The 11,374-nt window shown below is 51.8% G+C and carries 5 protein-coding genes and 4 pseudogenes; 6 read left to right on the top strand and 3 right to left on the bottom strand.

The window, feature by feature from the left end; all coding sequences use genetic code 11:
* Positions 1 to 393 precede the first annotated feature (393 nt).
* A pseudogene (gene umuC / locus ACQG0T_RS23750) lies at positions 394 to 1,575 on the bottom strand (translesion error-prone DNA polymerase V subunit UmuC); the annotation flags it as partial.
* Between the two features lie 214 nt (positions 1,576 to 1,789).
* On the opposite strand from umuC, the gene ACQG0T_RS23745 reads away from it, so the two are divergent.
* The 3 genes and pseudogenes from ACQG0T_RS23745 (at position 1,790) to ACQG0T_RS23735 (ending at position 4,403) form a co-directional block, all read left to right on the top strand.
* Positions 1,790 to 2,910, top strand: a protein-coding gene (locus ACQG0T_RS23745) for an IS3-like element ISSen4 family transposase (RefSeq protein WP_096147877.1) whose coding sequence is annotated in 2 segments (ribosomal slippage) — positions 1,790 to 2,048 and positions 2,048 to 2,910 — 1,122 coding nt in all. Because the reading frame shifts where the segments join, the coding sequence is not laid out codon by codon here.
* A 269-nt stretch (positions 2,911 to 3,179) separates the two neighbouring features.
* Positions 3,180 to 3,382, top strand: a pseudogene (locus ACQG0T_RS23740) (DDE-type integrase/transposase/recombinase); the annotation flags it as partial.
* A gap of 53 nt (positions 3,383 to 3,435) precedes the next feature.
* Positions 3,436 to 4,403 (top strand): annotated as a pseudogene (locus ACQG0T_RS23735) (IS5 family transposase).
* Between the two features lie 139 nt (positions 4,404 to 4,542).
* On the opposite strand, the gene stbA reads toward ACQG0T_RS23735, so the two are convergent.
* Positions 4,543 to 4,929, bottom strand: a complete 387-nt coding sequence (stbA, locus tag ACQG0T_RS23730; RefSeq protein WP_001039464.1) for a plasmid stabilization protein StbA — start codon at positions 4,927 to 4,929, stop codon at positions 4,543 to 4,545.
* Between the two features lie 569 nt (positions 4,930 to 5,498).
* Between stbA and ACQG0T_RS23725 the strand changes: the two genes are divergently transcribed.
* Positions 5,499 to 6,467 carry an IS5-like element IS903B family transposase gene (locus ACQG0T_RS23725; RefSeq protein ID WP_000654802.1) on the top strand — a complete coding sequence of 323 codons (969 nt, stop codon included), beginning with the start codon at positions 5,499 to 5,501 and terminating at the stop codon, positions 6,465 to 6,467.
* 57 nt (positions 6,468 to 6,524) lie between these two features.
* Here ACQG0T_RS23725 and ACQG0T_RS23720 read toward each other — a convergent pair.
* Positions 6,525 to 6,608: pseudogene (locus ACQG0T_RS23720) on the bottom strand (SOS response-associated peptidase); the annotation flags it as partial.
* 959 nt (positions 6,609 to 7,567) lie between these two features.
* On the opposite strand from ACQG0T_RS23720, the gene ACQG0T_RS23715 reads away from it, so the two are divergent.
* Together ACQG0T_RS23715 and ACQG0T_RS23710 are read left to right on the top strand one after the other, a co-directional pair.
* Positions 7,568 to 8,272 carry an IS6-like element IS26 family transposase gene (locus ACQG0T_RS23715; protein WP_033545665.1) on the top strand — a complete coding sequence of 235 codons (705 nt, stop codon included), beginning with the start codon at positions 7,568 to 7,570 and terminating at the stop codon, positions 8,270 to 8,272.
* A 196-nt stretch (positions 8,273 to 8,468) separates the two neighbouring features.
* Positions 8,469 to 11,366: a Tn3-like element Tn5403 family transposase gene (locus ACQG0T_RS23710; RefSeq protein ID WP_001553819.1), complete on the top strand. Its 2,898-nt coding sequence runs from the start codon at positions 8,469 to 8,471 to the stop codon at positions 11,364 to 11,366.
* Positions 11,367 to 11,374 lie beyond the last annotated feature (8 nt).

The raw sequence follows: 11,374 nt of genomic DNA, 5'->3' as shown, positions 1-11,374 counted from the left end.
AGCATATGATCGATATGTGCCTAAATATTAACTCTTTCCCGTTTCGACACACCTTTCTTCCCGATTCTACCCACCCTTACCCCGTTTTGACACACCTTTTTCCCGCTTCAGAACACCTTTCTCCCACTACGACACACCTGAAATCGCTACGAGGCCCGTAAACAAAGGTTTTGCCGCTAAAGGGATCAGTTTGGATCTATTTGGATAACTAAGGGTAAATTATTGGATCTACTCAAAGGATATGTGGATAACTCATTATGGAATCTATAGAACTTAAGTGCGTAAGGTGTTTTAAAAGGCTTCAGCTCCCCTGGTGCTTCCTCGCTCACTCGCGGGCTTCGCCCTGTCGTTCGGCTGCGGCGAGCACTGCTGGCTCTCTCTGAAAGGCAAAATTTAACCGATCCTCGCAACGGGGATATCTCTCCAGCGAGTGGTGTACGCAGGGGAGAGCATATCGCGTTTCATTTGCCAGGATGGCACAATTCCTCTACCGGCAAACCATACTTTACCCAGCCCTGAGTTGTTGATCCCGTCCAGAACCCTCATCAGCTCAGCACTGTGAGGGCGTGGCGGGCGTTCGTCGAACAGCTGCAGCTGCGAAACGCCGGAGCCGGTGAAGTCATTCAGCATAACTCCGGCTTTGGCATACCTGTGCCCATCCCTCCAGATACGCTCCAGAGCCGTTGTGGCGGCTGCAATGATGTCCCTGGTGTCCTGAGTGGGTGTAAGAAGTTTTTCCGTAGCCACGTTGCCGTAGTAAGGCTCTTTAACGGCGAACGGAGACGTTTTGATGAAAACGGAAATATGCCGGCAATACTGGTGCTCTTTACGCAGCTTTTCAGAGGCCCGCTCTGCGTGCTGACAGATAGCCTGACGGAGTGACTCGTACTCCGTGATCTTCACGCCAAAACTGCGGCTGCAGACAATTTGCTGTTTCGTCGGAGGGGCTTCCTCAAGCGAAAGGCAGCTTTCCCCGTTCAGTTCCCGTACCGTTCGCTCAAGGACGACAGAAAAATTTTTGCGGATGAAGGCCGGGTTCGTCAGAGCCAGATCGAGCGCGGTCTTAATGCCCAGTACATTCAGCTTGCGTGCAATACGGTTACCCACCCCCCAGATTTCTTCAACCGGCTGCAGTGAAAGCAGTTTCCGCGTTCTCTGCGGATTTCCCCTGGTCAGAGCAAGTACGCCACGAAACTGTTTCCACTCTTTTGAGGCCCACTGGGCTGATTTTGCGAGGGTCTTCGTTGGCCCGGCGCCCAAGCCAATGGTAAGGCGGGTACAGTCATACACGTGCTGACGCAGCTGCCGGCCGAAGTCCTCAAGCTCCATACAGTGCTCCACGCCGGTCAGGTCGAGGAACATCTCATCAATTGAATACTGTTCCACTCTGGGGGCCAGTTCCTCCAGGCTGTTCATCACGCGCGCCGACATCGAGGCATAAAGTTCATAGTTACTTGAAAACGCATATATTTTTTCCGGGTATCTTTCGTTTTTTATCTGAAACCACGGAGTTCCCATTTTGATCCAGCGCTTCGCCTCGGCACTGCGAGCGATTACGTTCCCGTCGTTGTATCTGAATGATACTAACAGTTAGTTTTAAGTAACTTAATGATTTTTATTAATATTTAATTACTAACTTTTTTCTAAGTTTTTAGCTTTGGTGTTATGGTCAAGTTAACGGGCTCTATAGGTAAATACAGTGAGAAGTGGCTTCAAACTGACCTGCTCCCCGTTGATTAGTACACCCCGATGTTAGTAATGTCTTCATAAGCCACATGAGGACATCCCCATGAAGAAGCGTTTTTCCGACGAACAGATCATCAGTATTCTCCGCGAAGCCGAAGCTGGGGTACCCGCCCGTGAACTCTGCCGCAAGCATGCCATTTCCGATGCCACGTTTTACATCTGGCGTAAGAAGTATGGCGGTATGGAGGTGCCTGAAGTTAAGCGCCTGAAGTCGCTTGAGGAAGAGAACGCCAGACTCAAGAAGCTGCTTGCCGAAGCCATGCTGGATAAAGAGGCGCTTCAGGTGGCTCTTGGGCGAAAGTACTGACGACAGACCAGAAGCGGGAAGCCGTGATGTTGATGTGTGATGCGACCGGTCTGTCGCAACGTCGTGCCTGCAGGCTTACAGGTTTATCCCTGTCGACCTGCCGCTATGAGGCTCACCGTCCGGCTGCTGATGCGCATTTATCAGGGCGCATCACTGAGCTGGCACTGGAGCGCAGGCGTTTTGGCTACCGTCGTATTTGGCAGTTGCTGCGCCGTGAAGGGCTTCATGTTAATCATAAGCGCGTGTACCGGCTTTATCACCTCAGTGGCCTGGGCGTAAAACGCAGAAGACGTCGTAAAGGGCTGGCAACAGAACGTCTGCCGCTGCTCCGTCCGGCGGCGCCCAATCTGACCTGGTCGATGGATTTCGTCATGGACGCACTTTCCACCGGTCGCAGGATCAAGTGTCTTACCTGCGTCGATGATTTCACAAAGGAATGCCTGACGGTCACTGTTGCCTTTGGGATTTCAGGCGTTCAGGTCACGCGTATTCTGGACAGCATTGCACTGTTTCGAGGCTATCCGGCGACGATAAGAACTGACCAGGGGCCGGAGTTCACTTGCCGTGCACTGGATCAATGGGCCTTTGAGCATGGTGTTGAGTTGCGCTTAATCCAGCCGGGCAAGCCAACGCAGAACGGATTTATTGAGAGCTTTAACGGACGATTTCGCGATGAATGTTTGAATGAGCACTGGTTCAGCGATATCGTTCATGCCAGGAAAATTATTAATGACTGGCGGCAGGATTATAACGAATGCCGCCCGCACTCCACGCTGAATTATCAGACACCGTCTGAATTTGCAGCGGGCTGGAGAAAGGGTCATTCTGAGAATGAAGATTCCGACGTTACTAACTGAGTGTTGTATCTAATCGTGGGGGCAGGTCAAAACGAGTTAACCTCCTACGATAAAGGCTCGATCTCGGTTGCGCATTTATATCTGATTTGACTAAACATTTTTATTTCACTTGTCTATGACCCTGGATCACTTGGCCATCTCGAAGACAGGGTTGAGACTGCCCAGATTGCAGGAAAAATTCTCAGGGATGATTAAGCCGTGTGACTGGTTTCTAATATAAGGAAGTTCGAATGCCTATTTCTGACTGCTTCGTGTTAGTGTAAGTATACCGGATGACAAAGGCTATTGTCCTGAGCGCGCTTCTGATGGCTGCATGGCGGCGTAATCCCAAAAACAGGTGCTTGTTCAATCAGATCACACCAGTCAGGACACAAGCTATGAGTGGCAGTCGTTCCTGAAATCACACGGTCTAGAGGGGAGTATGAGCCGTCATGGTGACTGTCACGATAACCCGGTTGCAAAACGCTTTTTCTAGCTACTGAAACGCGAACGAGGCTTTGTTGAATAAATCGAACTTTTGCTGAGTTGAAGGATCAGATCACGCATCTTCCCGACAACGCAGACCGTTCCGTGGCAAAGCAAAAGTTCAAAATCACCAACTGGCCCACCTACAATAAAGCCCTCATCAACCGTGGCTCCATAACTTTCTGGCTGGATGATGAAGCTATTCAGGCCTGGTATGAGTCGGCAACGCCTTCATCACGGGGAAGACCTCAGCGCTATTCTGATCTCGCCATCACCACCGTTCTGGTCATTAAACGCGTGTTCAGGTTGACCCTGCGGGCTGCACAGGGTTTTATTGATTCCATTTTTACACTGATGAATGTTCCGTTGCGCTGCCCGGATTACACCAGTGTCAGCAAGCGCGCAAAGTCGGTTAATGTCAGTTTCAAAACGTTCACCGAGGTGAAATCGCGCATATGGTGATTGATTCCACCGGGCTGAAGGTCTTTGGTGAAGGCGAATGGAAAGTCAAAAAACACGGCAAAGAACGCCGTCGTATATGGCGAAAGTTGCATCTGGCAGTTGACAGCAACACACATGAAATCATCTGTGCAGACCTGTCGCTGAACAATGTGACGGACTCAGAAGCCTTCCCGGGTCTTATCCGGCAGACTCACAGAAAAATCAGGGCAGCATCGGCAGACGGCGCTTACGACACCCGGCTCTGTCACGATGAACTGCGGCGTAAGAAAATCAGCGCGCTTATCCCGCCCCGAAAAGGCGCGGGTTACTGGCCCGGTGAATATGCAGACCGTAACCGTGCTGTTGCGAATCAGCGGCTGACCGGGAGTAATGCGCGGTGGAAATGGACAACAGATTATAACCGTCGCTCGATAGCGGAAACGGCGATGTACCGGGTAAAACAGCTGTTCGGAGGTTCACTGACACTGCGTGACTACGATGGTCAGGTTGCAGAGGCTATGGCCCTGGTACGAGCGCTGAACAAAATGACGAAAGCAGGTATGCCTGAAAGCGTGCGTATTGCCTGAAAACACAACCCGCTACGGGGGAGACTTACCCGAAATCTGATTTATTCAACAAAGCCGCGCGGGGCTAACAGGTAAGATGAAATTAAGGTTTTACGAACACTGCCACTGTAATTAATTACCGCTACTTTCATAAATCACCTCAGAATTTTTTGTTGAACTTCTTAGGGTCGAAATTCTCACCGATTTTCTTGAAGAATTCTTTATCAATAATGCCGGGACTCTCTGCTTTTTTACTTTCCTGCACTTCAGGCTCAGACGGTTGTGTATTGTGCAATACACTTTCCGCTGCACCCTTCGCGCTACTCTTATCATGCGTATTGTGCAATACATTTTTTCGGTTTTGCCGCGTTCTATACAGTGCCATCTCAAGCCCTTTGGCTGTTACCGAAAAGCTGTATTCGCTGTCGAGGATTTCAGCAATTTCATGCCGCGTTAGCCCTCTGTCCAGCCAGTTCTCGATTTCATTTAGGCGCAATCTGACAGCAGCCGATAAGTTGCGGGGTTTCAGATCTGCTGGTTTATTCATAACCCCCTCCGTTGTATGAAAATGACTCTACAACACTCGTAAGAAGGGGTCAATCGAGTTTTGTAGTTTATCTGTAGTTTTATTGTAGTCTATTTGTAGTCTGTCACGTTTTTTGTAGTTTATTTGTAGTTTTATTGTAGTCTTACAACACTAAGGCAAAACGTTTTTTGTAGTTTATCTGTAGTTTATCTGTAGTTTTTGGTTGCTCAGATGGTCATGCAAGCATGACCATCAAAGAATAGGACGCTTTTTAGCCAAATGCCCCTTAACCTACGGAGATCGCCCTACCAAAAAAAGATGATTTTTTATCCCTTAACCTGCTATACACCTAACGCAGCGTGATAAATCACGCTATCGCACTGATTTAAAAGAAAAAAAACAAAATTTAGCCATGCTGCGGTATTACCCAGGTATTACAAATCAAATCTAAATTACTGATTTAAATAACTTTTTATTTATTACTTTGGTAATACTATGATTTCACCGTATTAGACACCCTTTTTTCGTTTAAAAAATGCACAAATTGAGGACTGAATGGGCTTTGTTGAATAAATCGAACTTTTGCTGAGTTGAAGGATCAGATCACGCATCTTCCCGACAACGCAGACCGTTCCGTGGCAAAGCAAAAGTTCAAAATAACCAACTGGCCCACCTACAATAAAGCCCTCATCAACCGTGGCTCCATAACTTTCTGGCTGGATGATGAAGCTATTCAGGCCTGGTATGAGTCAGCAACACCTTCTTCACGAGGCAGACCTCAGCGCTATTCTGACCTTGCCATCACGACTGTGCTGGTCATTAAACGCGTATTCAGGCTGACCCTGCGCGCTGCGCAGGGCTTTATTGATTCCATTTTTTCTCTGATGAACGTTCCGCTACGCTGCCCGGATTACAGCTGTGTCAGCAGGCGGGCAAAGTCGGTTAATATCAGTTTCAAAACGCCCACCCGGGGTGAAATCGCACACCTGGTAATTGATTCCACCGGGCTGAAGGTCTTCGGTGAAGGCGAGTGGAAAGTCAAAAAGCATGGTCAGGAACGCCGCCGTATCTGGCGTAAGCTGCATCTGGCAGTTGACAGCAACACACATGAAATCATCTGTGCAGACCTGTCGCTGAACAATGTGACGGACTCAGAAGCCTTCCCGGGTCTTATCCGGCAGACTCACAGAAAAATCAGGGCAGCATCGGCAGACGGCGCTTACGACACCCGGCTCTGTCACGATGAACTGCGGCGTAAGAAAATCAGCGCGCTTATCCCACCCCGAAAAGGCGCGGGTTACTGGCCCGGTGAATATGCAGACCGTAACCGTGCAGTGGCTAATCAGCGAATGACCGGGAGTAATGCGCGGTGGAAATGGACAACAGATTACAACCGTCGCTCGATAGCGGAAACGGCGATGTACCGGGTAAAACAGCTGTTCGGGGGTTCACTGACGCTGCGTGACTACGATGGTCAGGTTGCGGAGGCTATGGCCCTGGTACGAGCGCTGAACAAAATGACGAAAGCAGGTATGCCTGAAAGCGTGCGTATTGCCTGAAAACACAACCCGCTACGGGGGAGACTTACCCGAAATCTGATTTATTCAACAAAGCCCGTAGGCAATATTTCGATCGGCTTCATTGGCGAGGAGAGAAAGATACTCTTCCCGCGTCATAGACTGAGAAAAACGTCCGCACATGGTTACCTCCAGTGGCCAGACTTAAAGTATAGATAATGCCGCGTCAGCGGCATGGAGGCGCCAGCTGAAGTTGAATGGAGTACTGCGGGTAAATGGCGCCGTCGCCCGGCGCAGCCGGCTGCTGTTTTGACAGGTTCTGCCTCACCCACCCCCTTCCCTGCAAAGCTATACCCGCTAAAAACGGCTCAGATGCCTCTGTACGCGGTCGGAGTGGTCCCGGCAAGGCGACAGCCGCAGTCGGGGCGTATCTCCGCGTTAGCGGGCCGTTAGGGCCGCTTACGAGCGTGTATCCCAGAACTTACCGCGACACTACTCACAGAGATGACGAAGAGTAGTTACAACACCCATCATTAAAAGCGACACTACTCCCGGCCTTCGGCCGGGGGCGGCGGCGCTTTTCAGTGGTGGGGAGGGGCTCCTGGCCGGCAAACCGGCGCCGGTTTTATGATGAATTTTCTTTTGAATGCTGTAACTAATGCAGTTCTTCCGCTGGGGCCCGACGCGAAGCGATGGGAGCTCTCTTTGGTGTTGCCGAACCGGCGCGACCGTCAGGTCGCTGCAAGGGCGGGCATTATCAGGAGCCTGTCCACAGGGCAGGCGATGAACAGGTTATGTGTTTACAGGATTTATTAAAGGATTTTTAAAAGAGATACAGAGCTGATGTTTAAAAGGAACCACGCACCCTGAAAGACTGACGGTTAGCGCTTTGCAAAACCATCGGTTAGCGCCATATGAAATAATCCCTTGCAGTTATTTGTGAATAACAAAAATCGGCCGTCAAAAGTGACGCCGGCGATAACATTTCTGGCCAGTACAGTGCCAGAAAGGCGGTGATTCAGGTAAGTGGGAAGACCTCACTGCTCATAAGATCAGCAATGGCCGGTAACAGGCGTGCGGGCACTGTTGCAAATAGTCGGTGGTGATAAACTTATCATCCCCTTTTGCTGATGGAGCTGCACATGAACCCATTCAAAGGCCGGCATTTTCAGCGTGACATCATTCTGTGGGCCGTACGCTGGTACTGCAAATACGGCATCAGTTACCGTGAGCTGCAGGAGATGCTGGCTGAACGCGGAGTGAATGTCGATCACTCCACGATTTACCGCTGGGTTCAGCGTTATGCGCCTGAAATGGAAAAACGGCTGCGCTGGTACTGGCGTAACCCTTCCGATCTTTGCCCGTGGCACATGGATGAAACCTACGTGAAGGTCAATGGCCGCTGGGCGTATCTGTACCGGGCCGTCGACAGCCGGGGCCGCACTGTCGATTTTTATCTCTCCTCCCGTCGTAACAGCAAAGCTGCATACCGGTTTCTGGGTAAAATCCTCAACAACGTGAAGAAGTGGCAGATCCCGCGATTCATCAACACGGATAAAGCGCCCGCCTATGGTCGCGCGCTTGCTCTGCTCAAACGCGAAGGCCGGTGCCCGTCTGACGTTGAACACCGACAGATTAAGTACCGGAACAACGTGATTGAATGCGATCATGGCAAACTGAAACGGATAATCGGCGCCACGCTGGGATTTAAATCCATGAAGACGGCTTACGCCACCATCAAAGGTATTGAGGTGATGCGTGCACTACGCAAAGGCCAGGCCTCAGCATTTTATTATGGTGATCCCCTGGGCGAAATGCGCCTGGTAAGCAGATTTTTTGAAATGTAAGGCCTTTGAATAAGACAAAAGGCTGCCTCATCGCTAACTTTGCAACAGTGCCGACTGATCCGCTGTTGAAACCCGGCAGTAAATGGCGGCACGATGTCCCAATTGAACCCTCCTGGATTTTTGTATCGGAACGCCCTGATTTATATGGGCTGGCTGTTGTCCAAAACAGACTATACTTCAAAAGGGACGAATTTGTATGTCACGACGCCATATTTTCACCGAACGGCAGCGAGCAGCGCTGTTCGATCTGCCCACGGACGAACTGTCGCTACTGAAGTTCTACACGCTGGGCGATGATGACCTGGAAAACATTAGGCAGCGCCGCAGACCGGAAAACAGGATTGGCTTTGCCCTGCAACTTTGTGCCTTACGATATCCGGGCCGTGCACTGGCTCCTGGTGAGATGATCCCGCGTGAAGTCCTTTCCTTCGTCGGTGCTCAGCTTGGAGTTCCGGCTGATGCGCTTCTCACTTATGCCACACGGCGCCAAACCCGTCAGCAGCACATGGACACGCTGCGCGAAATTTACGGCTACAAGACCTTCACGGGCCGTGGTGCCCGTGATCTGCGGGAGTGGACTTTCGGCCAGGCCGAAGATGCCAGATCAAACGAGGATCTTGCTCATCGTTTTATTGTGCGGTGTCGGGAAACTTCCACCATTCTGCCCGCAGTATCGACAATCGAGCGCTTGTGCGCGGATGCTCTGGTCGCCGCTGAGCGGCGGATTGAAACGCGGATTGCGGAAAATTTAACAGCGGATGTTCGCGATCACCTGGACAAACTTCTGAGTGAAATGCTCGCCGGCAATATCAGTCGTTTCATCTGGCTTCGCAACTTCGAGGTTGGTAACAACTCGGCTGCTGCTAACCGTTTGCTCGACAGGCTCGAATTTCTGCGTACCCTGAATATCAATCATAGTGCTTTGGCCAGCATACCTGCCCATCGCATTGCCCGGCTGCGTCGGCAGGGTGAACGCTACTTCACCGACGGTTTGCGTGACATCACTTCGGACCGCCGCTGGGCGATCCTTGCCGTCTGTGTTGTGGAGTGGGAAGCGGCGATTGCTGATGCCATAGTCGAAACCCATGACAGGATCGTAGGAAAAACCTGGCGGGAAGCGAAGCGCCAGCATGACGAAACAATTTCCGGCTCTAAAGCCACACTCACGGATACGATCCGTACCTTCACCGCGCTGGGAGCTTCGTTGCTTGAGGCCCGCAGTGACGGAACCCCGCTGGAGATGGCTGTCGCCAGTTCGGTTGCATGGGACCGGCTCGCTCAACTGGTAGCGACAGGGACTCAACTCAGCAACACGCTAGCCGATGAGCCTCTTGCATATGTCGGGCAGGGATACCATCGCTTTCGTCGTTATGCGCCCCGCATGTTGCGCTGTCTGAAGCTCGAAGCCGCGCCGGTCGCCGGACCATTGGTAGCAGCAGCTTTGTCGATCGGAGAGATGAAAGGTGTTGCATCGCCAGAAAGGCGTTTCCTGCGGCCCAGCTCCAAATGGAACCGTCATTTACGAGCTCAGGAAAAAGGAGATACCCGTCTTTGGGAAGTGGCGGTACTCTTTCACCTCCGGGATGCTTTTCGTTCCGGAGATGTCTGGCTCGCTCATTCGCGCCGCTATGGTGACCTCAAGCAGGTACTGGTGCCGATGATCGCGGCGCAGGAAAATGCAAAACTGGCCGTGCCTTCCAACCCACAGGATTGGCTGGCAGACAGAAAGGCGCGACTCACGATCGCTCTTAAGCGGCTGGCCCGGGCTGCCCGTAACGGCACTATTCCGCACGGTAGCATAGAAGATGGAACGTTGCGGATCGACAGGTTGACAGCAGACGTGCCGGATGGTGCCGAGGCACTCATACTGGATCTGTATCGCCGAATGCCGTCCGTTCGGATTACCGACATGCTGCTTGAAGTTGATGCAGCCCTTGGTTTCACAGATGCGTTTACCCATCTGAGAACCGGGGCTCCATGTCGCGACCGGATCGGTCTGCTCAACGTCCTGCTCGCTGAAGGGCTCAATCTGGGCCTGCGTAAGATGGCGGAAGCTACAAACACGCATGATTACTGGCAGCTCTCACGCCTTGCCCGCTGGCATGTTGAAAGCGAAGCCATGAACCAGGCATTGGCAATTGTGGTGGCCGCGCAGGGTAAACTGCCGATGTCACGCGTCTGGGGGATGGGCACGTCAGCATCGAGCGATGGTCAGTTTTTCCCGACAGCGCGGCATGGCGAAGCCATGAACATGGTCAATGCCAAATATGGTTCTGTTCCCGGCCTCAAAGCGTATACTCACGTAAGCGACCAGTTCGCGCCATTCGCTTGTCAGTCGATCCCGGCGACCGTGAGCGAGGCACCGTATATTCTCGATGGACTACTGATGAACGAGGTCGGTCGCCATGTTCGCGAACAGTATGCCGATACAGCAGGATTCACCGACCATTTGTTCGGAGCCAGTAGCCTGCTCGGCTACAATCTCGTTCTGCGAATCAGGGATCTGCCATCGAAGCGGTTGTACGTATTTAATCCCGATACGACCCCCAGGGAGTTACGCAAGTTGGTAGGTGGAAAAGCCCGGGAGGATCTTATCGTTGCGAACTGGCCTGATATTTTCCGTTGTGCCGCGACGATGACCGCTGGCAAAATCAGGCCCAGCCAACTCCTGCGCAAGCTCGCTTCTTACCCACGACAAAACAACCTTGCAGTTGCGCTTCGTGAAGTTGGTCGTATTGAACGGACCCTTTTCATTATTGAGTGGATCCTGGATACGGACATGCAGCGGCGTGCTCAGATCGGTCTTAACAAGGGAGAGGCCCACCATGCGCTCAAAAATGCGCTCCGTATCGGGAGGCAGGGGGAAATTCGCGATCGCACGACAGAGGGGCAGCACTACCGAATCGCTGGGCTCAATTTATTGACTGCGGTGATCATTTACTGGAATACCGTCCATCTTGGTCATGCCGTCACGGAGCGGCGGAACGAAGGGTTGGATGTTCCCCCTGAATTTCTTCCCCACATATCCCCATTGGGCTGGGCGCACATTCTACTGACTGGCGAATATCTTTGGCCCAAGGAACCGAAAGCTTAGGGTGTCAT

This window comes from Enterobacter cloacae complex sp. 302F9 (assembly GCF_050030335.1).
In the GTDB taxonomy this organism is placed as follows: domain Bacteria; phylum Pseudomonadota; class Gammaproteobacteria; order Enterobacterales; family Enterobacteriaceae; genus Enterobacter; species Enterobacter hormaechei_C.
The sequence above is the reverse complement of the archived record's forward strand: the minus strand, read 5'-3'. Positions and strand labels throughout refer to the sequence as shown.

What these genes read in the sequence shown, in the direction of transcription:
- stbA (WP_001039464.1), bottom strand. Translation starts at nt 4,929, where the DNA reads ATGAATAAACCAGCAGATCTGAAACCCCGCAACTTATCGGCTGCTGTC.
- ACQG0T_RS23715 (WP_033545665.1), top strand. Translation starts at nt 7,568, where the DNA reads ATGAACCCATTCAAAGGCCGGCATTTTCAGCGTGACATCATTCTGTGG.
- ACQG0T_RS23710 (WP_001553819.1), top strand. Translation starts at nt 8,469, where the DNA reads ATGTCACGACGCCATATTTTCACCGAACGGCAGCGAGCAGCGCTGTTC.